We start from the raw sequence: 20,790 nt of genomic DNA on the forward strand, positions 1-20,790 counted from the left end.
CATTTTCGGCTTTTCCTCAGACCGCGAATCCGTCTCAATCGGAGATGGGTTCCCGAGTCGGTAACTCACAGGAGGGGGTCATGCCGCGGCTCTTCACCGCCCTCGAGATTCCGTCGGATGTCGCCGAGCAGCTGTCGATGCTGCGCGGCGGTCTGCCGGGCGCACGCTGGATCAGCCCGGAATTCTACCACGTCACCCTGCGCTTCATCGGCGATGTCGACCATGTGGTGGCGCGCGACGCCGCCGCCGCGCTCGACGAGATCGACCGCTTCGGCTTCGACCTCACCTTGTCGGGCGTCGACCAGTTCGGCAATCACAAGCCGCACTCGATCTTCGTCGGGGTGAAGAACAACGAGGCGCTGAACGACCTTCAGGCCGAGCATGAGCGGGCGATGAAGCGCATCGGCCTGCCGCCGGAAGGGCGCAATTTCCGGCCCCATGTCACGCTCGCGCGGCTGCGCGACGCGGCGCCCCGGCAGGTCGCCGACTATCTGGCGCTGCGCGGCTATTTCCGCTGCCCCACCTTCGAGGTCTCGCGCTTCGTGCTCTATTCCTCGCGCGATTCCGTCGGTGGCGGCCCCTACCGGGTCGAGGCGGCCTATCCGCTGATGTGAGACGGCCCGGCCGGGCGCATTGCGAAATGCCACGGCCGGGGCCATCTCATCGGACGGCCCCGGGGCAGGCTCGCCTGAAAACCCGCCGGGGTCGGAGGAGACCGATGCTTCGCTGGTCCGACTGGAAATCCGCGCGCGCGCCCGGCGCGGCGCACGGCCCCGCGACGATGGCCGATGCCGCCGACGAGGCGCGGGTGCGCGCCGGCTTCTGGCGCAAGATCGCCTCGGTGGCCACCCGCGTGCCCTTCGCCGACGACGCCACCGCCGCCTATTACTGCGCCCTGGACAGCCGGACGCCGACGCGCGTGCGCGCGCTGCTGTTCGGCGCCCTCGCCTATTTCCTGCTGCCCACCGACGCCCTGCCGGACGTCTTCGCCGGCATCGGCTTCACCGACGACGCGGCGGTGCTCGCCACCGCGCTCAACCTGCTCGCCAGCCACATCACCCCGACGCATCGCGAGGCGGCCCGCGCCGCGCTGGCGGGCCTGCGCGCGGACGCCCCCGGACCGGAGCCCCGGCCGGACGACGCGGCAACGCACGGCGCCCGGTAAATGAGTGGCGCATAGCGGTAAGATTTCATTCACCATGCCTTCAATTTGCCGCCCCCCAGCGGGCATTTGAACGGCAAAGGCGCCGCATTGCGGCACCAAGGGTTCACAGGGGCGAGTCGGGCGGATATCCCTGTGGCGGCCTGAATGGAGAATCAATGCAGACCGCATCGCGGCAGACGACACGGAGGACAGAGACCATGGCACGACGCATCGTGCGCGCGGCACTCGCCGGCTTGGCACTGGCATTCATCGGCGTCACAGGCGCCAGCGCACAGGGAGCGCCCAAGCTTGTCGGCCAGTTCGGCGACTGGGGCGTCTATGTCGACACCAGCGGCAGCGGCAAGATCTGCTACGCGCTGGCCCAGCCCAAGACCCGGCTTCCCGCAGGCCTCAGCCGCGACCCGGCCTATTTCTTCATCTCGACCCGCACCGCCGAGAATGTGAAGGGCGAAGTGAGCGTCGTCATGGGCTTCCCGCTCAAGGAAGGCACCGACGCCACCCTCACCATCGGCCCGACCAACTTCGACCTCTACACCCGCGGCACCGGCGCCTGGGTGCGCAACGTGGCCGAGGAGACCCGCCTCGTCGACGCGCTGCGCAAGGGGCGCGACGTGGTGGTCAAGAGCACCTCGATCCGCGGCAACGTCACCACCGACAGCTATTCGCTGAGCGGCATTTCCGCCGCCATCGACCGCGCGGCGCAGGAATGCCGTTGACGAACGGCGCCGTCGAATGCCGCTGACGCACGCGGCTCCCTTGCACTAGAGTGAAGAACGGGCGGCAGCCGCCGCCCGTCCTCCTTCCGGGGCGATCCATTCCGAGGAAATCCATGGCGGCTGAACTGCGGCTCATCCCCTGCCTCGCCGACAACTACGCCGTGCTGCTGCACGACCCGGTCACCGAGGCGACCGCCGTCATAGACGCGCCGGAAGTGGCGCCGATCCTCGCCGCCCTGGAGCGCGAGAACTGGACGCTGACGCATATCCTCGTCACCCATCACCACACCGACCACATCGCCGGCGTGCTGGCGCTCAAGGAGCGCTACGGCGCCACTGTCGTCGGTCCGCGCGCCGAACGCGAGACCATTCCCGGCCTCGACGTGGCGGTGGTCGACGGCGATCCGGTGGCGGTCGGCAGCCTGGTCGGCCGCGTTCTGGAAACCCCCGGCCACACCAAGGGACATATCGTGTTCCTGTTCGAGGAGGAGCGCCTGCTCTTCTCCGGCGACACGCTGTTCGTGCTCGGCTGCGGCCGGCCCTTCGAGTGCGACCCGCCGGTGCTGTGGGAATCGCTCGCCCGGCTGCGGGCGCTGCCCGACGACATCTCCGTCTATTGCGGGCACGAATACACCGTCTCCAACGGGCGCTTCGCCGTGTCGGTGGAGCCGGACAATGCCGCCCTCGCCGCCCGGCTGAAAGAAGCCGAGGCGCAGCGCGCCGCCGGCCAGCCCACCCTGCCGACCACGATCGGCGCCGAGAAGGCGACCAACCCGTTCCTGCATGCCGACGACCCCGAGCTTGCCGAGCGCATCGGCCTGCCCGGTGCCGAGCCCGGCGCGGTGTTCACCGAGCTGCGCAGCCTGAAGAACAGCTTCAGGGGCTGAGGAGGCCGGCATGGCCAACCGCCCTTCCCCCGAAGCGCTCACCGCCGCCGAGATCGTCGCCCGGCTCGGCCTGACGCCGCACCCGGAAGGCGGGCACTTCCGCGAAATGTTCCGCGATCACCGCCGCAGCGCGGAAGGTCGGGCGTTGTCGACCGCCATCTATTTCCTGCTGGCGGCGGGCGAGCGCTCGCACTGGCACCGCGTCGACGCGGTGGAGATCTGGCACTGGTACGCCGGCGCGCCGCTGGAGCTGACCGTCGCCGGCTCCGACATGGGGCCGGTCGAGACGCTGCGCCTCGGTCCCGATCTGGCGAACGGGGAAGAGCCCCAGCGCATCGTGCCGCAGGACGCCTGGCAGGCGGCGCGCAGCCTCGGCGACTGGACGCTGGTCGGCTGCACCGTGGCGCCGGCCTTCGAGTTCGCCGGCTTCGAGCTGGCCGCGCCCGGCTGGTCGCCGGGCTGACCTCCCGGCCCGGTCGCCTCTAGCGGCGCGCCAGCAGCGTCGCCACCGCCGCGCCGCCGACAATCAGCGCGCAGGCGAGCGCCAGCGACCAGCTCAGCGCCGCGAAGCCGGCCGCCACCAGCAGCAGGGTCGACAGCACCGGCGCGGCATAGGAGAGGACGCCGAGCAGGCGGATGTCGCCGCGCTTCATGCCGATGTCCCAGGTGTAGAAGGCGATGCCGACCGGGCCGATGCCGAGCGCCAGCACAGCCAGCCATTCCCCTGTTCCCGCCGGCCAGATCGAGGGCTCGAACAGCGCGTGGCAGAGCGCGGAGAGCGCGGCGGTGGCGAGGCAGAAGCCGGCGACCACCTCGGTCGGCACCGTCGCGAAGCGCCGCGAGGCCACCGAATAGACCGACCAGATCACCGCGCACAGCGCCGCCGCCAGATAGCCCGGCACATATTCCGGCGCGAAGCCGAAGCCGCCGGCGCGCCCGCCGAGCAGCACCACGGTGCCGGCAAGACCCATCAGCGCGCCGCCTATATGCGCCGGGCGCAGCTTCTCGCCCGGCAGGAAGGCGGAGAACAGCACGATGAGCAGCGGCCACAGATAGGCGATCAGCCCGGCCTCGGCCGGCGGGGCCAGCTTGAGCGCCGAGAAATAGAAGAAGTGATAGCCGAACAGCCCGCCCACGCCATGCACCCACACCGGCCAGGGCTGGCGCAGCACGGAAAGCCCGACCCCGCGCACCAGCGCCGCCACGATGCCCACCAGCCCGCCAATGGCGAAGGTCAGCGCGGTCAGCAGGAAGGGCGGCACCGCCCCGGTCGAGGAGGTGGCGAGCGCCAGCGTCGACCACAGCAGGATCGCGGAAAAGCCGATGAGGGTGGCGGAGGAACGGGACATGCGGCGGGAACCTGTGACTCGGGCGGCTCCTTATGGCCGCTGCGCGAGCGTCCGCCAAGCCGGAGCGGCGATGGACGGCGTTGGGATGAAGGCTTACCCTTCGGCAGCCCGTTCCGGCCCAACCGAGGAGACGTCCATGCTGCGCCCGGCTCTCGCTCTCGCCGTCGTCCTTCTCTCCGCCCCCGCCTTCGCGCAGGCCAGCATCGGCATCGACGAGGCGCTGGTGATCGTGCGCGCCAACGGCATGGCGGTGGTCGCCAAGCTGGAGCACGAGCATGAGAAGGGCGTGTCGAAATGGGAGGCGGAAGGGCTCGACGCCGCCGGCAAGAAGCTGGAGATCGAGATCAACGCCGTGGACGGCAAGGTGATCTCGATCAAATAGGCGCCGGCCCGCCGGACAGCACCGGGCGGCGACGCCGCCCGGCCGTGGCGCTCAGGCCGCGGGCGTCACGCCAGATACTGGCCGCCATTGGCGGTGAGCGTCGAGCCGGTGATGAAACCGGCCTCGTCGGCGGCGAGGAAGACGACGCAGCGCGCGATTTCCTCGGGCTCGCCGAGCCGCCCGACCGGGATCTGCGGCAGGATGCGCTTCTCGAGCACCTCCTGCGGCACCGCGCGCACCATCTCCGTGCCGATATAGCCCGGGCAGATGGCGTTGACGGTGATGCCCTTATTGGCGTTTTCCTGCGCCAGCGCCTTGGTGAAGCCGATCTCGCCGGCCTTGGCGGCGGAATAGTTGGTCTGGCCGAGCTGGCCCTTCTGGCCGTTGATCGAGGAAATGGTGACGATGCGCCCGAAGCTACGCTCGCGCATGCTCTCGATCACGTTGCGGCTCATGTTGAACACCGAGTTCAGATTGGTGTTGATGACCGCGTACCACTGGTCGGGCGACATCTTGTGCAGCATGCCGTCGCGGGTGATGCCGGCATTGTTCACCAGCACGTCGACCGGGCCGAGCTTGGCCGTGACCTCGGCGATGCCGGCCTTGCAGGCCTCGAAGTCCGACACGTCCCACTTGAAGGCCGGAATGCCGGTCTCGGCGGTGAAATCGGCGGCGGCGGCATCGTTGCCGGCATAGTTGGCGGCCACCGAATAACCCGCCGCCTTCAGGGCCTTGCAGACCGCCGCGCCGATACCGCGCGTGCCGCCTGTGACCAACGCAACACGACCCATCTCACTCCCCCCTTGCGTCCCTTAACTGGGAACGTCCGACGGCTTGTACGTCGTTTTTCCGTGACGGCAAGGCGGAACCTCCGCCTTGCCGGAAGAGCCTGTCACAGCGCAAACGGGCTGTGCCTGCGGCGCATCAGTCGCGCTGCAGACACATGGCGATGCCCATGCCGCCGCCGATGCACAGCGTGGCAAGCGCCTTCTTGGCGTCCCGCTTCTCCATCTCGTAGAGCAGCGTGGTGAGGATACGCGCGCCGGAGGCGCCGATCGGGTGGCCGATGGCGATGGCGCCGCCATTGACGTTGACCTTGGAGGGGTCCCAGCCGAGATCCTTGTTGACGGCGCAGGCCTGCGCCGCGAAGGCCTCGTTGGCCTCGACCAGATCGAGGTCGGCCACGGTCCAGCCCGCCTTTTCCAGCGCGCGGCGCGAGGCCGGGATCGGCCCGCTGCCCATGATGGACGGATCGACGCCCGCCTGCGCCCAGGAGACGATGCGCGCCAGCGGCTTCTTGCCGGCGCTCAGGGCCCGGGCGGCGGTCATCAGCACCACGGCGGCGGCGCCGTCATTGATGCCCGAGGCGTTACCCGCCGTCACCGAGCCGTCCTTGGCGAAGGCCGGGCGCAGCTTGGTCATGGAATCGAGGGTGGCGCCGTGGCGGGGATATTCGTCGTCGGACACCACGATGTCGCCCTTGCGGGTGGAGATGGTGACGGGGACGATCTCGTCCTTGAAGCGGCCGGCCTTCTGCGCCGCCTCGGCCTTGTTCTGCGAGCCGACGGCGAACTCGTCCTGCTGCTCGCGGGTGATCTGCCACTGGCGGGCGACGTTCTCGGCGGTGGTGCCCATGTGGTAGCCGTTGAAGGCGTCCCACAGGCCATCCTTGATCATGGTGTCGACCATTTCAAGGCTGCCCATCTTGGTGCCGTTGCGCAGATGCGCGCAATGCGGCGCCTGGCTCATCGACTCCTGGCCGCCGGCGACCACGATGTCGCTGTCGCCATTGAGGATGGCCTGGAAGCCGAGCGCCACCGCGCGCAGGCCGGAGCCGCACAGCTGGTTGACGCCCCAGGCCGGGCTCTCGACCGGGATGCCGGCCGCCACCGACGCCTGCCGCGCCGGGTTCTGGCCGGCGCCGGCGGTGAGGATCTGCCCCATGATGGTCTCGCTCACCTCGCCCGGCGCGACGCCCGCGCGCTCCAGCGCCGCGGTGATCGCGATCTTGCCCAGCTCATGGGCCGGCAGCGAGGAGAGCGCGCCGTTGAACGCGCCGACGGCCGTGCGGGCGGCGCCGACGATAACGATGTCGTCCTTCATGAATGACGTCCTCCGGTAGATTTCTGTGTGCGGCGCACCGCCCGAGCCGATGCGCGGCTGTTCTTCAGATGTGGCACCATCGTGGGTGGCTCAAGTGATCCATGTCAATGGCGTGCGGTTTTTGTGGCTCCGCTGCCGGCGCCGCGCCGCGCGCCCTCCGGTCATAAACCGGGTTTGTAACAATTCCTGTAGCCGTCCGCCGGGAAACGTCCTAGAGTTTTCAATGGGAAACGACCAAGGCGACCGGATCACAATGGCAAAATCCAACGAACCCGTCACCATCAAGAAGTATGCAAATCGCCGTCTCTACAATACCGGGACGAGCACCTATGTGACGCTGGAAGATCTCGCCCAGATGGTGAAGAACGGTGAGGACTTCGTCGTTTATGACGCAAAGTCCTCCGACGACATCACGCATTCGGTGCTGACGCAGATCATCTTCGAACAGGAAGGCAAGGGGCAGAACCTGCTGCCGATCAACTTCCTGCGCCAGATCATTCGTTTCTACGGCGACAGCATGCAGATGCTGGTACCCCGCTATCTCGACATGTCGATCGAGAACTTCACCAAGGAGCAGAGCAATCTGCGCGAGCACTTCTCCAAGACGTTCGGCGTCGGCGGCTTCGGCGTGCTGGAGGATCAGGTGCGCCGCAACATGGAAATCTTCGACCGCACCTTCAAGATGTTCCTGCCCAATGGCCGGCTCGACGAGACCCAGGGAACGGCGGGAGCCGCGGGGGCAGCGGCACCGGCCGACGATTTCGACGAGCTGCGCCGCCAGGTGGCGGAGATGCAGAAGCGGCTGGACCGTCTCGGCGAAGGCGGCAAGAAGGACTGACGCCGGCAGGACCGGCGTTTCCTGTCTCCCGAACCGCTGAAGTCGCGCCGGTTCAGACTTCGAACGGCCCCTCGGGCGGGACGAGGCTGTCCGCCGGCAGGCCGATGAGCTCGCCCTGAAGATAGGTGCAGCCCCACTCCACGAGCTGGCGGCCGGTGTCCTCGTCGAGCACCCATTCGGCCACGGTCTCGATGCCGAGCTGGCCGGCGAGGTCGAGCAGCATGCGCACGAAGCTGCGGTCGTCCTCCGACTGCATCATGGTGCAGATGAAGCTGCCGTCGATCTTCAGCATGTCGACATGCAGGCTGCGCAGATTGCGGAACGAGGTGTAGCCGACGCCGAAATCGTCCATCGCCACCCGGCAGCCAAGGCCGTGCAGCCAGGCGATGCGCGAGCCCATGGCGTCCATGTCGGGGATGCTGGACGATTCGGTGATCTCGACGATGAGGCGCGGGCCGAGGCCCTCCTGCGTGCCTTCCTCGACGATCTGCCGCCAGGTGGCGTCATGGATCGAGGTCGGCGAGACGTTGACCGAGAGGCTCAGCCCCGGATTGTCGCGCAGCGCCGCCAGCGCCAGCGTCATCGAGCGGCAGTCGAGCAGCCGCGTCAGGCCGAAGCGGTCGGCGGTCGGGATGACCGTTCCGCCATCGAAGACGCGCCCATCCCGCCCGGTGATGCGGGCGAGGCATTCATGGAAGGCGATGTCGCGGCTGCCGCCACGCGCGATCGGCTGGAAGGCCAGCGACACCCTGTCCTGCCCGAGCGCGCGCACGATCTCGTCGGCGAAGCGCACATTGGCGTGGCGCTCGGCGGCGCGGTCGAGCCCGGGCGAAAAGAGTTCGAGCGAGCCGCGCGCGTTGCGCCGCGCCCGCTGCAGCGCGTCCTGCGCGTGCGAGAAGATCTCCGACACGGTGCGGGCCTGCCGGGGCGCCACCAGCCCGCCGGCGGAGATGGTGACGGCCACCGCCCCGGCGCTGGTGCGCGGCGCGGTCAGGTTGACGGCGGCCAGGAAGCGGCGCATGGCGCCCGACAGTTCCTCGCCCGAACTCGCCCGCAGCAGCAGGCCGAACTTGCTGCCCGAGAAGCGGGCGATCTCCTCGCCCTCGCCGAGCTGGGCGCGCAGGCGCAGCCACACCACGTCGATCACCTCGTCGGCGACCACGAAGCCGAAAGCGTCGTTGAGAGTGCCGAGCTGGTCGATGCCCACCAGCGCGAAGCCGAACTCGCGATCCTCGTGAAAGCCGCGCGCGAGATGCTCCTCCAGCAGCCCCGCCAGCCGCTGGCGGTCGGTCTTCGGCTCGACGCCGAGATCCATCGCGATGCGGACCGGGCGGCCGACCGAGAGGCGGCGCAGGAAGCCCTCCACCCGCAGCAGCGTGCCGGCGGCGTCGAAATAGGCGACGCCGCGATCCTCGACCCACAGCCGCCGCTGGCGGCCGCCGGGCGGCAGGGCGAGGCAATAAACCGTCTCGAAATAGCGCGCGCTCGGATCGAGGCCCGGCACCATGTCGAACTGCATGGCGGCGAGGGCGGCCTCGCGGCGGGAGGCGCCGGAGCCGGCCTCGATCAGCGCGTGATAGTCCGCCCCGCTTCCGGCGGCAGGCAGGCGCTCGCGGCCGAGCACGTCGGCGACATTGGAACTCCAGCGCAGGCGGTCGTCGTCCAGGGTCCAGCTATAGGCGGTCTTGCCGAGCGCGTGCACGGCTCCCACCACCGTCTCCGGAAGGAGCGTGGCGTCGACGCCGGTGTCGATCTGGGCGGCCGTCTCAGGCCTCGGCATGAACCACCCTCGTCATCTCGCATGTGCAAAGCATAGGGTCGATGCTTACAGGCAAGCCAGCAACCTAATCGTTAAAGGGCCGCCGGAAATCCGGCCGGCGGGACGCCCGCGCGGCGATCGGCCTCAGTGGAGCGGGGTGACACCGGCCGCAACGACCGGCGCGCCCGTGTCGACCGTCGGGTCGGCAGCCACCGCCGGCAGGTCCGAGCCGATCTGTCCGGGCTTCAGGCGGTCGACGCCCGAGAAGCGGATGCCGGCGACCTCGACATTGCCGGCTGACGGTCCCGACCCCTGCGCCCGCGCGATCAGGCCCCGCAGTTCCGGCGCCATTTCGGCAAGCTGGGCGAACTTGCCGTGATTGAAGCCGTCCTGCGACTTCACATTGCTCATGTCCACCACGACGGCGCCGAGTTCCACCAGCTCGGCATCGTTGGTGTAGGCGCCCAGCCGCGGCTTGTCGCCGGCGATGAAATCGGAGAAGGCCAGCGCCTTGTCGTCGCGCGAGACGATGACGATGAACGGCCGGGTCGGCTTGCCGAAGCGCTTGAGCTGGCTCTTGAACACGTCGACATCGATGTCCGGCGCCGCCAGGATGACGTTGCCGAACTTCTCGGGCGGCGGGCGCTTGCCGGAGATCTGGATCTGCCGCAGCGCCTCCACCGCCACCCAGTTGCCCATCGAATGGGCGAAGATCGTCACCTTCTCGGCGCCGCTGTCGAAGACGAGCCGGATGGTTTCCTCCAGCCGGTCGCGGGCCGAGGTGGCGCTGTTGTTGTCGTAGACATAGTCGGAGACCCCGCCCCGCGAGGCCCAGGTGAACAGCACCGGCACGGAAGGCGATTTCGAATCCTCTGCCAGTTGGGTAATCCGGTACAGCGCCTCGGAAAACAGCGTGTTGTAGCCGTGCACGAAGATGACCGCCTGTTTCTGCCCCGGCGGGCGGCGGCTCAGTTCGGCCTTGAGGTCGGAGAGGAATTCCTTCTCGGTGTCGCGGTACAGCGCCTCGCGCACGGTCATGTCGGTGGCGGGGTTGGCGGCGCCACGGTCGGGATACTCGACCATGCCCGGCTTGTGGGTCGGCGGCACGGTGATTTCCACCCGCGCGAAGCTGAGGGCCGGCGTGCGCTCGCCGCTGTAGAACACGCCGGGGCGCGGATCGCGGGCCCGGGAGGAGGCGACGAGGATCACATGCTCCTTCACGCCGGGCACATGTTCGGGAATCGCGGTCAGCGCGTCGTCGCCGGGGCGCGAGGCGCATCCGGCCAGAAGCGGGCCGACCAGCGCCACGACGAAGCACCAGGTGACGACCCGACGCATACCACTGTCCGCGCTACGCAACGTCACAAGCTCCCACCCGCACGACTGCTGAACCTAGCACCATTCCCGCATCCCGATAAGCCGACCGGCAGCGCCAGCGCCCGCCCGGCTCTGGATACCGCCGGCATGGTTACCGGGCGGTGACGACCGCGCGTCGCGCGCCACATCGCCCCAACGCAAAAAAGCCGACCCGTGGGGGCCGGCTTCATGCAGGCGGCAACGCAACCGGCCGGAATTCCGGCCGATGCCGGTCAGGCCTCGGCCTTGACCTTGAGAACCTGGCGACCCTTGTACATGCCGGTCTTCAGGTCGAGGTGGTGCGGACGGCGAAGCTCGCCGGAATCCTTGTCCTCGATGTAGGTCGGCTTGGCGAGGGCGTCGGCGGAACGGCGCATGCCGCGACGCGACGGGCTGGTTTTCTTCTTCGGAACGGCCATCGTCTTCTCCTGTACCGGCTTCTCACGCCCCAAGCGGGGGCCGGCGCCGGACTCGTGCGTAATTCGAGTGGCGGCTTATACAGACTCATGCGCGCGAGCGAAAGGGGCTGACGCAATTCTGTCGCGCAACGCTGCGCCGCCGGAAAACGGGGCGCTCACAGGCAGGCGGTCAGCTCCGCCCCCTCGCGCGGCAGCCGCGCCTGAAGGTTGCTTGCCAGCCGGTTCAGCCCCCGGCCCGGCTTGGCCGGATTGCGCCGGTAGGGATTGGGCAGCGTCACCGCGAGCAGCGCCGCCTGACGGGGGGAAAGCGCGCCGGCGCCCACGCCGAAGGCCCGTCGCGCCCCCGCCTCGGCGCCGAACTCGCCATCCGGCCCCCATTCAGCGATGTTGAGATAGAGTTCGAGCTGGCGCGACTTGGACATCACCAGATTGATGTAGAGCGCCAGCGGCATCTCCAGCCCCTTGCGGATGTAGCTGCGCCCGTTCCACAGGAACAGGTTCTTGGCGAGCTGCATGGTGATGGTGGAGGCGCCGCGCGCGGGCTCGCCATCCTCGGCGCTGTCCATCACGTTCTGCAACTCCACCAGATCGACGCCGATATGCTGGCAGAAGCGCGCATCCTCGGAGGCGAGCACCGAGCGCACCAGCGCCGGCGCGATGGCGTCGAGCGGCACGAAGTCGCGCTCCACCGTCTGGCCGGTCGCCCAGCGCGCCAGCATCAGCGTCGAAGGAGCGGGCACGACAATGTAGAGCAGCGTCAGGACCAGCGGGGCCAGCACCAGGACCAGCGCGGCCTTCCACGCCCATCGCCACACAAGGCCCATTGCGTCCCGCACCCCCGACACCCGACCCCGCCACTCTAGCCGGCCGGCCGGGCGCGGTCGACCGCGCCCGCCCATGGGGGCGGCGGCTTGACCGCACCTGCCGCCTCGGGCACGGAAGCGGCGATCCGCCAACAGGTTTCCCCATGTCCGCCGAACCCCGCGCCGCCGCCCCGCTCTCCGACGCGCTCGCCCGCACGGCACGCGAGGTCGCCGCCTATATCGACGCCGCCATCGCGGCCAGCGGCGCCCCCGGCGAGCGGCTCGCCGGCGCCATGCGCCACGCCACGCTGGCGGGGGGCAAGCGGCTGCGCCCCTTTCTCGTGGTCGAGAGCGCGGCGCTGTTCGGCGTTTCGCGGCAGGCCGCCCTGCCCGCCGCCGCCGCGCTCGAATGCATCCACTGCTATTCGCTGGTGCATGACGACCTGCCGGCCATGGACGACGACGACCTGCGCCGGGGCCGGCCGACCGTCCACCGCGCCTATGACGAGGCAACCGCGATACTCGCAGGCGATGGCCTGCTCACCCTCGCCTTCGAGATCCTCGCCCGCGAGGACGCCGGGCCGGACGCGGGCGTGCGCATCGCGCTGGTGGCCAGCCTCGCCCGCGCGGCCGGCGTGGCGGGCATGATCGGCGGGCAGATGCTGGACCTCGCCGCCGAGGGTCGATTCGGCGACGGCGCGCCGCTCGACCTGCCGGCGGAGGCGATCATCGAGCTTCAGGCGATGAAGACCGGCGCCCTGCTGCGGCAGGCCTGCGAGGCGGGCGCCCTGCTCGGGCGCGCCGACGCGGACGGGCGCGCCGCTCTCGACCGCTACGCCCGTGCCGTCGGGCGCGCCTTCCAGATCGCCGACGACCTGCTCGACGTCGAGGGCGAGGCCGGCACGGTGGGCAAGGCGGTCGGCAAGGATGCCGCCGCCGGCAAGGCGACTCTGGTCGGCAGGCTCGGCATCGAGGGGGCCCGGGCCGAGCTGGGGCGGCTGGTGGGCGAGGCCGAGGCGGCGCTGTCCGGCTTCGGCACGGCTGCAACACTCCTCGCGGAAGCGGCGCATTTCGTTGCCGAGAGGCGGAATTAGTACTTCCCTCATCTCGACGGAACGATAAGTTGCGATCATTCTTGTCGTGACGTAATCGTCCGCATCGCGGCGGATTCGTCGCTGGGAGGTTCTGATGCGTATCGCCTTGTTCGCCCTCGCCGCTCTCGTTGCCGGCTCCGCGCTGATCGCCACGGCACCGACGGCCGACGCGCAGGAGACGCGCATCATCATCCGCAAGATGCCGCCGCGCTCCTATCTGGATCCCGGCCCGGTGGTGAAGCCCGGCACCAGCCGCGACCTCAACTATGTCGAGCTGATCACCCCGCGCTACCCGCAATATGGCGACACCGGCGGCATCACCGGCATGCGCTGGCCGCTGCCGAGCCGCTTCGAGCTGCCGGGCTACTGATCCCGCCGCCGACGGCCTCGCCCAACGAAAAAGCCCGGCTCGCGCCGGGCTTTGTCATTTCAGAGCCGCCCCGAAGGGTGGCGCACGCGGTGGGGACGGCGGCTCAGGCCGCCTTCTCCAGCTCCGCCAGCAGCGCGTCGCCCATGCCGGACGTGCCGACGCGGGTCAAGCCCTCGGAATAGATGTCGTTGGTGCGGAAGCCGGCCGCCAGCACGCCGGCGATCGCCGCCTCAATCCGGTCAGCCGCCTCCAGCTCGCCGAAGGAATAGCGCAGCGCCATGGCGAGCGAGCCGACCATGGCGATCGGGTTGGCGAGGCCCTTGCCGGCGATATCAGGCGCGGCACCGTGCACGGGCTCATAGAGCGCGCGGCGCTTGCCGGAGACCTCTTCCACCGCGCCGAGCGAGGCGGAGGGCAGCATGCCGAGCGAGCCGGTCAGCATGGCGGCGACGTCGGAGAGAATGTCGCCGAACAGGTTGTCGGTGACGATGACGTCGAACTGCTTGGGCGCGCGCACCAGCTGCATGCCGCAGGAATCGGCGAGCTGGTGCTCCAGCACCACGTCGGCATAGTCCGAGCCGTGCACCTCGCTCACCACCTGCTTCCACAGCAGGCCGGTCTTCATGACGTTGTGCTTCTCGGTCGACACCACCTTGTTGCGGCGGGTGCGGGCGAGATCGAAGGCGACGCGGGCGATGCGCTCAATCTCGTAGGATTCGTAGACCTGCGTGTCGACGGCGCGCTTCTGCCCGTCGCTGATGTCGGTGATGGTCTTGGGCTCGCCGAAATAGACGCCGCCGGTCAGCTCGCGCACGATCAGCACGTCGAGCCCCTCGACGAGTTCGCGCTTCAGGCTGGAGGCGTCGGCCAGCGCGGGATAGCACACGGCCGGGCGCAGATTGGCGAACAGCTGAAGGTCCTTGCGCAGACGCAGCAGGCCCGCCTCGGGGCGGCACTCATAGGCGACATTGGCCCATTTCGGGCCGCCGACCGCGCCGAGCAGGATCGCGTCGGCGGCGAAGGCGTTGGCCATGGCCTCCTCGGAGATCGGCTGGCCGCAGGAATCGTAGGCCGCGCCGCCGACGAGGTCTTCCTCGATGGTGAAGGACGCGAGGCCGCGCGCATCGAGCCAGTCGATGACCCGCTTCACTTCGGCCATCACCTCGATGCCGATGCCGTCGCCGGGGAGGAGGAGGAGCTTGTGGGTGGCCATGGAGTCCCTCGTCTACGCCTGTTCGTGAAGCGTCCGCGCCGGGCGTCTCAGCCCGGCGAGCGAGTGCTAATGGCTGACGCGGACGCTGGCAAGCGGTGCCGGCCCCGGCGCCAAAAGAAAGGCCGCCGGCAGGGTGTCTGCCGGCGGCGGGAGGGAAGGCGGCGGCACGTGCCGCCCGGGAGGCTCAGGCTCAGATCGTACCCTTGGACATTTCGGCCGCGACGAACTCGGCCTGGCGGATCGCCAGCGCCACGATGGTCAGCGTCGGGTTCTCCGCGCCGCCGGTGGTGAACTGGCTGCCGTCGGAGACGAACAGGTTCTTGATGTCGTGCGTCTGCCCGTTGCGGTTCACCACGCCGTCGCGCGCCTTCTCGCTCATGCGGTTGGTGCCGAGATTGTGGGTCGAGGGATAGGGCGGCGTGGGAAGCGTGCGGATGGCGCCGACCGAATCGTAGATCGCCGCGCCCTGGCGGTAGGCGTGGTTGCGCATGGCGACGTCGTTGGGGTGATCGTCGAAATGCACGTCCGCCACCGGCAGGCCGTACTGGTCCTTCACATCGGTGTTGAGCGTGACGCGGTTGGTCTCCTGCGGCATGTCCTCGCCCACCAGCCACATGCCGGCCGTGTTGACATAGCCGTCCATGGCGGAGGTGAAGGAGCGCCCCCAGCCGCCCGGATCGAGGAAGGCGGCCATGAAGGGCACGCCGAGCGAGAGCGTCTCCATCTCGTAGCCGCCGACGAAACCGCGCTTGGTGTCGAACACCGCCTCGTCGCGCACGATGCCGGCCATGGTGGTGCCGCGATACATGTGCACCGGCTTGTCGAACACGCCGTAGACCGAGCCGGTCATGTGCCGCATGTAGTTGCGCCCGACCTGACCGGAGGAATTGGCCAGCCCGTCCGGGAACATGGCACTGGCGGAGTTGAGCAGCAGGCGCGGGCTCTCGATCGAGTTGCCGGCCACCGCCACGATGCGGGCCTTCTGGCGCTGGGTCTTGCCGTCCTTGTCGACATAGACCACGCCCGTCACCTTGCCGGAGGCGTCGTGCTCGATCTTCTGCACCATGGACTGCGGGCGCACTTCGAGGTTGCCGGTCGCCTCGCCGCGCGGGATCTCGGCGATCAGCGTCGACCATTTCGCGCCGGACTTGCAGCCCTGGAAGCAGAAGCCGATCTGCTGGCAGGCGCCACGGTCGTTGCGGGGCTGCGAGTTGATCGCCATGCGGCCGGTGGAGACTTCCTTGTAGCCGACCTTCTTGGCGCCGGCCTCGAACACCTTGAAGTTGTTGTTGCCCGGCAGGCCGGGAATGCCGTTGGTGCGGGTCACGCCCATCCGGTCCTCGGCGCGGGCGTAATAGGGCTCCAGCTCCTTCAGCGTGATCGGCCAGTCGAGCAGGTTGGCCCCGTCGAGGTCGCCATAGGTCGAGCGGGTCTTGAACTCATGCTCCTGCAGGCGCAGCGAGGCGCCGGCCCAGTGCACCGAGGAACCGCCCACCGCCTTGACGATCCACGCCGGCAGGTTGGGGAAGTTCTTGTGCACGCGCCAGGAACCGGACGTGGTGCGCATGTCCTTCCAGGCGAGCTGGCCGAAGCTCTCCCACTCGTTATTGACGAAATCTTCCATGTTGTGGCGTTCGCCGGCCTCAAGGATCACCACCTTGATGCCCTTGAGCGCGAGATCGGTGCCGAGCGTGCCGCCGCCGGCGCCCGAGCCGACGATGACGACGACGGAATCGTCATTCAGATCGAAGGGTGCAGCCATGATCGCGTCCTCCCCTCACAGCCAGACGATGTCGTTGAAGCCGCGGTCGATGTAACCGCCCTTGTCGGCCGAGGAGCCCTCGTAGCCGAAGATCGGCCAGACCTCTTCCTGGTTGTAGAGGCCGACCACGAGGCCGCCGCGCACCTTCTGGAAGAAGGCCCCGTCCTCGATCTCGCGCAGGAGGGCGACGCGCTGCTCCTCCCAGCCGACATCGGCATAGGGCACGCCGTATCTGGCCATGGCGAGGGTGTCGAGCGTCGTCACCCCGTCCTCGACCATCGCCTTGAACGCGGGATCCTTGGCGGCATCGGCCTCGTAGGGCTTCATCGCGATCGCGTAGAAGCGGTTCGGCACCTTGTCGTGCGGGTAGATGTCCCGCGCCAGGACGATGAGGGTGCGCATGGTCTGCGGCTTGAGCGCCGAGACCTCGAGCCCCCAGGCCTCGCGCGGGCTGAGCACGGCCGCGCCGCTCACCATGAGGGCACCGGCCGCGCCGATGCCCGTGAGCACCGCACGGCGGGATACACCTCGCCTGTCGATCAGTGTTGGCATTGTAACCTCCCGGACTTCTTATGTATTTTTGGTATCATCCGCGCCGTCTGGCGTGCCGGCGCGGGTTATCAGCGGTATCGACCGTGCTTCTGGAGCACCTCGATCTTGTAGCCGTCGGGGTCCGCCACGAAGAAGAACTTCGCGAGCAGAACGCCGTCGTGGAAGAATTCCTTGATGGGATTGGGCGAGAGCCCCTCTTCGATGAAGCGGGCATGCTCGGCGTCGAGATCGTCGACCACGAAGGCGATGTGGCCATAGCCATCGCCGAGCGCATAGGGCTCCGTGCGGCCGTGATTGACCGTGAGTTCGACCTCGAAATCGGCTTCCGGATTGCGCAGATAGATCAGCGTGAAGCCGTCGAACGGCAGCCGCGTCGCGACCTCCAGCCCGAAGGCGCGCATGTAGAAATCAACCGAGCGCGCCTCGTCGAGCACGCGGATCATCGAATGAATGGCCTTCGCCACCTGTTCCTCCGGCCTTGAACCTCGTCGCGGCGGGGATTCCGCCGATAACGGGGATGCTAGGCCGCGGGGCGGGCCGTGGGTGGTACGCTGCTAACACATCACCACGATGTGCTTTTTCACGGGTGGACGGGCGGAAGAACCGCCCGCGCGCCTCACTCCGCCGCCTCGAGGTGCAGGCGGGCGCTCTCGCACAGATAGCGCTCGCGGGCGGGCGCGGCAGCGACACCGGCGGGACGGACCTCGGCGAGATAGATCAGGCAGGAGCAGCGCAGCAACGAGGCGAAGTTGCGTACCTCGCCATGCAGGTCGAGCACCTCGTCATGCAGCTTGGTGACGAACTTGCCCAGGCTCATGCCCTGATGGGCGGCGACGTCCTCGAGCACGGTCCAGAACGCCGCCTCCAGGCGAATCGAGGTCGAATGGCCGCCGATCCGCACCGAACGGGTCTGGCTCTCATAGGTTTCGGGCGGTTGGCCCGCGAAGATGTGGCACATGGGGGGCGTCTCCCGGAATGTTCTGTTTATTTTGAACGATTCCATCCCGGGAACGGGGCGCTGTAAAGGCGAAAAATTGCTCAGCCCGGCAGCGGCGCGCTACGGCGGCGGGCCGTCACCTCGATCTCGATCTTCATTTCCGGCTGGAGCAGCCCGGCGACGATCAGCGTCGCGGCGGGGCGCGCGCGGGCGAAATATGCCCCGAAGACCGGAAACACCGTCTCGGCATATTCGGCGCGGGTCACGATGTAGCGCACCCGCACCACGTCATCGAGGCTGGCGCCGGCCTGCGCCAGCACGGCGGAGATGTTGCGGAAGCAGCCATGGGTCTGCGCGAGCAGATCCTCGGGCAGTTCCATGATCGTGTAGTCGTAGCCGGTGGTGCCGGAAACGAAGATGTCGTCGCCGTCGACCACCGCCCGCGAATAGCCGGCCACGGCCTCGAAGGCGGAATGGGACGAGATCAGGCGGCGCTCGCTCATGGGATACCGATCCTCGATGTCATTCCGGCCCCTCGGGTCCCGCCTCCGGCAATCCCAGGGGCAGGCTCAGGCGAGGTCGCAGAGAGCCGGGATCGCCCCGGCGCTTCCCGCGATCCCGGATCGGCCTGCGGCCGTCCGGGAGGACGATGAGTCCGCCCGAAGCCCTCAGGACCAGGGGCGATCCTCGGCGAGCTTCGCCTCGAAGGAGTGTATCTTGTCCGCCTTCACCTGGGTGAGGCCGATATCGTCGAGCCCGTTGAGCAGGCAGTGCTTGCGGAACGCGTCGACCTCGAAGGAGATCGAGCCGCCGTCCGGCCCGGTGATGGTCTGGCTTTCCAGATCGACGGTGATCTTGGCGTTGGCGCCGCGCGCGGCGTCGTCGAACAGCGCGGCGAGCTGCTCGGGGCTCACCTTGATCGGCAGGATGCCGTTCTTGAAGCAGTTATTGTAGAAGATGTCGGCGAAGGACGTGGAGATCACGCAGCGAATGCCGTGGTCCAGCAGCGCCCAGGGGGCATGCTCGCGCGAGGAGCCGCAGCCGAAATTGTCGCCGGCGATCAGGATGGTGGCGTCGCGATAGGCCGGCTTGTTCAGCACGAAGTCGGGGTTCTCCGAGCCATCGTCCTTGTAGCGCAGCTCCGAGAACAGGCCCTTGCCGAGGCCGGTGCGCTTGATGGTCTTCAGATACTGCTTCGGAATGATCATGTCGGTATCGACATTGACCAGATGCAGCGGCGCCGCGACGCCGGTCAGGGTGGTGAACTTGTCCATTCCGATACTCCCGGGCCGTACCGCCAAAGCGGTGACGGCTCCATAGCAAATTACGACAGGGCAGCCTAGCGCCGGGCTCGATTCAGGCCTAGGACTGGTAATTAATAACCACTCATCTGGAGCTCGCCCATTATGGCCGCACCGCAGGCAACGACCGACTGGGCAGGCAGGACGATGCGGGCACTGATCGCGGGAAGCGTGGCCGGCGCCATCGCCCTCCTCGCGGCCTCTCCTGCCTCAGCGGCAAGCCGATCGCAGACCATTCGCAGGATCGGCCCGTTCACCATCGACAAGGTCTGGGAGAACAACCGGTTCGACCGTTGCGCCGCCACCCTCAAGGGCCCTGCGGGGGAATTGCGGATCGCGCAGAACACCAATCAGGTCTTTGCAGTGAGCGTGCCGGGTGTCGCCAAGACCGATCCCTTCCTGATGACGCTGGATCTCGGCCCGCACGGCATGATGACGTTCGATGCCAACGGCAACAAAATCCGTGCCTGGGCCCGCATCGACACGGAAGCGCTCGCCGCGGTCCTCGAACTGCGGAACGTCATCAAGGTCGAGGTCGGCAACAAGCGGTTCAACTGGAACATCGGCAACACCTCCATGAATGATGTGATGATCGCGGTCGAGAGCTGCGTCGAAGCGGGCGTCAACGGCTAGGCTCGCCAGGGGAAGCGCCCAACCCCGCCTCCGCATTTCCGCACGACGCGCCAACTCCCATTGAATCCCGCGTCCCCTCGAAAGGCTTCGAGGGAGGCCCCGGAGCGCGTTCAGCGGTGCGGCAGCATGCGGCGCAGCACGTCGTCCCGGAAGACGACATGATGCACCAAGGCCGCCGCGGCGTGCAGCAGGGCGAGCACGACGAGCGCGTTCGCCAGCAGTTCGTGCACCTCGATCACCTGCCGGGCGGCCGTCCGGTCCACCGCCACCGGCGACGGGATCGTGAACAGGCCGAAGAACGTCACCTCGTTGCCGCGCAGGAAGGCGAGATAGATCCCGACGAGAGGTGTCGCGACCAGCAGCGCATAGAGCAGCACGTGCGCCACGCTCGCGGCCAGGTGAGCCGGCCGCGACAGGGCCGCCGAAGGCGGCGGCACCGGCCCGACGACGCGAAACACCAGACGCAACGCGACGAGGCCGAGAATCGACAGGCCCACCGAGATGTGGGTCCACCAGACGAGGGCGCGCTCGGGCGTGCCGCTCGCGAACAGGTCCTCCAGATAGGTCACTCCGTAGACGACGACGATGGCGATCACCGTCAGCCAGTGGAGGCCCCTCAGGGGCAGGCTGTAATGGTCGGCCGCGCTCGGGCGGGACGGATGCTGCGTCATGGCCTTATCACCTCTCCGTTTGGATTGGTTCTAAGTTACGCGCCGCCCCGCTCACATGCGGTTCGCTACGTATCGGCCTCCTCCTCGATCCGCTCCATGTCGTCGTCCGACAGGCCGAAATGGTGGCCGATCTCGTGCACCAGCACATGGGTGACGATGTCGCCGAGCGTCTCCTCGTTCTCCGCCCAATAGTCGAGGATCGGGCGGCGGTAGAGGAAGATCATGTTGGGCAGCATGCCGGTGGCGGTCTCGTAGCCCTGCGCCAGACCGAAGCCCTGGAACAGCCCGAGCAGGTCGAACGGGGTCTCCGTCTCCATCTCCCGCTGCACCTCATCGGTCGGGAAATCCTCGACGCGGATGACGAGGTTGCCGCACATGGCGCGGAAGGCGTCGGGCAGCCGGGCATAGGCTTCCCCGGCCATCGCCTCCATCTCCGCCAGCGAGGGCGCCCCGCGCCGCAGCCAGTCCGTCGCGTTCATC

The 20,790-nt window shown here is 68.3% G+C and carries 26 protein-coding genes; 10 read left to right on the forward strand and 16 right to left on the reverse strand.

Features of this window, described 5'->3' with window-relative positions; all coding sequences use genetic code 11:
- The first annotated feature begins 80 nt into the window (after positions 1–80).
- The 5 genes from thpR to GBB76_RS08240 all read left to right on the forward strand — a co-directional run bounded on the left by thpR (position 81) and on the right by GBB76_RS08240 (position 3,231).
- On the forward strand, positions 81–614 hold the full coding sequence (gene thpR / locus GBB76_RS08220; protein ID WP_152302858.1) for an RNA 2',3'-cyclic phosphodiesterase: 534 nt from the start codon (positions 81–83) through the stop codon (positions 612–614).
- 167 nt (positions 615–781) lie between these two features.
- Complete coding sequence (locus GBB76_RS08225) at positions 782–1,165, forward strand: YkvA family protein (RefSeq protein WP_202911217.1); 384 nt, start codon at positions 782–784, stop codon at positions 1,163–1,165.
- 197 nt (positions 1,166–1,362) lie between these two features.
- Positions 1,363–1,881, forward strand: a complete 519-nt coding sequence (locus GBB76_RS08230; protein WP_202911182.1) for an invasion associated locus B family protein — start codon at positions 1,363–1,365, stop codon at positions 1,879–1,881.
- Between the two features lie 113 nt (positions 1,882–1,994).
- On the forward strand, positions 1,995–2,768 hold the full coding sequence (gene gloB / locus GBB76_RS08235) for a hydroxyacylglutathione hydrolase (RefSeq protein WP_152302861.1): 774 nt from the start codon (positions 1,995–1,997) through the stop codon (positions 2,766–2,768).
- A gap of 10 nt (positions 2,769–2,778) precedes the next feature.
- Positions 2,779–3,231: a cupin domain-containing protein gene (locus tag GBB76_RS08240; protein ID WP_152302862.1), complete on the forward strand. Its 453-nt coding sequence runs from the start codon at positions 2,779–2,781 to the stop codon at positions 3,229–3,231.
- 19 nt (positions 3,232–3,250) lie between these two features.
- Here the strand turns inward: GBB76_RS08240 and GBB76_RS08245 are convergent, their stop codons facing one another.
- Positions 3,251–4,117, reverse strand: coding sequence for a DMT family transporter (locus tag GBB76_RS08245; RefSeq protein ID WP_152302863.1), 867 nt, complete (start codon positions 4,115–4,117; stop codon positions 3,251–3,253).
- A gap of 136 nt (positions 4,118–4,253) precedes the next feature.
- Here GBB76_RS08245 and GBB76_RS08250 point away from each other — a divergent pair, with 136 nt between their 5' ends.
- A complete protein-coding gene (locus GBB76_RS08250) occupies positions 4,254–4,499 on the forward strand; it encodes a PepSY domain-containing protein (RefSeq protein ID WP_152302864.1) in 246 nt (81 codons plus the stop codon).
- Positions 4,500–4,564: 65 nt separating this feature from the next.
- Here the strand turns inward: GBB76_RS08250 and phbB are convergent, their stop codons facing one another.
- Complete coding sequence (gene phbB, locus GBB76_RS08255; protein ID WP_152302865.1) at positions 4,565–5,290, reverse strand: acetoacetyl-CoA reductase; 726 nt, start codon at positions 5,288–5,290, stop codon at positions 4,565–4,567.
- 133 nt (positions 5,291–5,423) lie between these two features.
- Positions 5,424–6,602, reverse strand: a complete 1,179-nt coding sequence (locus tag GBB76_RS08260) for an acetyl-CoA C-acetyltransferase (protein WP_152302866.1) — start codon at positions 6,600–6,602, stop codon at positions 5,424–5,426.
- A 253-nt stretch (positions 6,603–6,855) separates the two neighbouring features.
- Between GBB76_RS08260 and phaR the strand changes: the two genes are divergently transcribed.
- Positions 6,856–7,440, forward strand: coding sequence for a polyhydroxyalkanoate synthesis repressor PhaR (gene phaR / locus GBB76_RS08265; RefSeq protein WP_152302867.1), 585 nt, complete (start codon positions 6,856–6,858; stop codon positions 7,438–7,440).
- A 52-nt stretch (positions 7,441–7,492) separates the two neighbouring features.
- Here phaR and GBB76_RS08270 read toward each other — a convergent pair whose 3' ends face one another.
- From GBB76_RS08270 to GBB76_RS08285, 4 genes are all read right to left on the reverse strand, one after another.
- Positions 7,493–9,220, reverse strand: a complete 1,728-nt coding sequence (locus GBB76_RS08270; RefSeq protein WP_152302868.1) for a GGDEF and EAL domain-containing protein — start codon at positions 9,218–9,220, stop codon at positions 7,493–7,495.
- Positions 9,221–9,343: 123 nt separating this feature from the next.
- Positions 9,344–10,537, reverse strand: coding sequence for an alpha/beta hydrolase (locus GBB76_RS08275; protein ID WP_152302869.1), 1,194 nt, complete (start codon positions 10,535–10,537; stop codon positions 9,344–9,346).
- A 251-nt stretch (positions 10,538–10,788) separates the two neighbouring features.
- A complete protein-coding gene (gene rpmF, locus GBB76_RS08280) occupies positions 10,789–10,974 on the reverse strand; it encodes a 50S ribosomal protein L32 (protein ID WP_018387408.1) in 186 nt (61 codons plus the stop codon).
- A 155-nt stretch (positions 10,975–11,129) separates the two neighbouring features.
- Positions 11,130–11,798: a biosynthetic peptidoglycan transglycosylase gene (locus GBB76_RS08285; protein WP_152302870.1), complete on the reverse strand. Its 669-nt coding sequence runs from the start codon at positions 11,796–11,798 to the stop codon at positions 11,130–11,132.
- A gap of 143 nt (positions 11,799–11,941) precedes the next feature.
- On the opposite strand from GBB76_RS08285, the gene GBB76_RS08290 reads away from it, so the two are divergent.
- Positions 11,942–12,871, forward strand: coding sequence for a polyprenyl synthetase family protein (locus GBB76_RS08290; RefSeq protein ID WP_152302871.1), 930 nt, complete (start codon positions 11,942–11,944; stop codon positions 12,869–12,871).
- A gap of 94 nt (positions 12,872–12,965) precedes the next feature.
- On the forward strand, positions 12,966–13,241 hold the full coding sequence (locus tag GBB76_RS08295) for a hypothetical protein (RefSeq protein ID WP_152302872.1): 276 nt from the start codon (positions 12,966–12,968) through the stop codon (positions 13,239–13,241).
- Positions 13,242–13,344: 103 nt separating this feature from the next.
- On the opposite strand, the gene leuB is transcribed toward GBB76_RS08295, so the two are convergent.
- From leuB to leuD, 7 genes are all read right to left on the reverse strand, one after another.
- A complete protein-coding gene (gene leuB, locus GBB76_RS08300) occupies positions 13,345–14,454 on the reverse strand; it encodes a 3-isopropylmalate dehydrogenase (protein ID WP_152302873.1) in 1,110 nt (369 codons plus the stop codon).
- A gap of 190 nt (positions 14,455–14,644) precedes the next feature.
- Entirely contained in the window at positions 14,645–16,216 is a 1,572-nt protein-coding gene (locus tag GBB76_RS08305; protein WP_152302874.1) for a GMC family oxidoreductase, read from the reverse strand.
- Positions 16,217–16,231: 15 nt separating this feature from the next.
- Positions 16,232–16,768, reverse strand: a complete 537-nt coding sequence (locus GBB76_RS08310; protein WP_152302875.1) for a twin-arginine translocation signal domain-containing protein — start codon at positions 16,766–16,768, stop codon at positions 16,232–16,234.
- Between the two features lie 68 nt (positions 16,769–16,836).
- Positions 16,837–17,232, reverse strand: coding sequence for a VOC family protein (locus GBB76_RS08315; RefSeq protein ID WP_152302876.1), 396 nt, complete (start codon positions 17,230–17,232; stop codon positions 16,837–16,839).
- A 152-nt stretch (positions 17,233–17,384) separates the two neighbouring features.
- On the reverse strand, positions 17,385–17,726 hold the full coding sequence (locus GBB76_RS08320) for a ribbon-helix-helix domain-containing protein (protein WP_152302877.1): 342 nt from the start codon (positions 17,724–17,726) through the stop codon (positions 17,385–17,387).
- An 80-nt stretch (positions 17,727–17,806) separates the two neighbouring features.
- Positions 17,807–18,208, reverse strand: coding sequence for a RidA family protein (locus GBB76_RS08325; RefSeq protein WP_152302878.1), 402 nt, complete (start codon positions 18,206–18,208; stop codon positions 17,807–17,809).
- 165 nt (positions 18,209–18,373) lie between these two features.
- Positions 18,374–18,979 carry a 3-isopropylmalate dehydratase small subunit gene (leuD, locus tag GBB76_RS08330; protein WP_152302879.1) on the reverse strand — a complete coding sequence of 202 codons (606 nt, stop codon included), beginning with the start codon at positions 18,977–18,979 and terminating at the stop codon, positions 18,374–18,376.
- 132 nt (positions 18,980–19,111) lie between these two features.
- On the opposite strand from leuD, the gene GBB76_RS08335 reads away from it, so the two are divergent.
- Positions 19,112–19,639 (forward strand): hypothetical protein, encoded by a 528-nt coding sequence (locus GBB76_RS08335; protein ID WP_152302880.1) that lies wholly within the window; start codon positions 19,112–19,114, stop codon positions 19,637–19,639.
- A 110-nt stretch (positions 19,640–19,749) separates the two neighbouring features.
- On the opposite strand, the gene GBB76_RS08340 is transcribed toward GBB76_RS08335, so the two are convergent.
- Positions 19,750–20,310, reverse strand: a complete 561-nt coding sequence (locus GBB76_RS08340; RefSeq protein ID WP_152302881.1) for a cytochrome b — start codon at positions 20,308–20,310, stop codon at positions 19,750–19,752.
- A gap of 65 nt (positions 20,311–20,375) precedes the next feature.
- Positions 20,376–20,789 (reverse strand): metallopeptidase family protein, encoded by a 414-nt coding sequence (locus tag GBB76_RS08345; protein ID WP_152302882.1) that lies wholly within the window; start codon positions 20,787–20,789, stop codon positions 20,376–20,378.
- Position 20,790: the final 1 nt, after the last annotated feature.

Origin of the sequence: Ancylobacter sp. TS-1, assembly GCF_009223885.1 — a bacterium.
Taxonomy (GTDB): domain Bacteria; phylum Pseudomonadota; class Alphaproteobacteria; order Rhizobiales; family Xanthobacteraceae; genus Ancylobacter.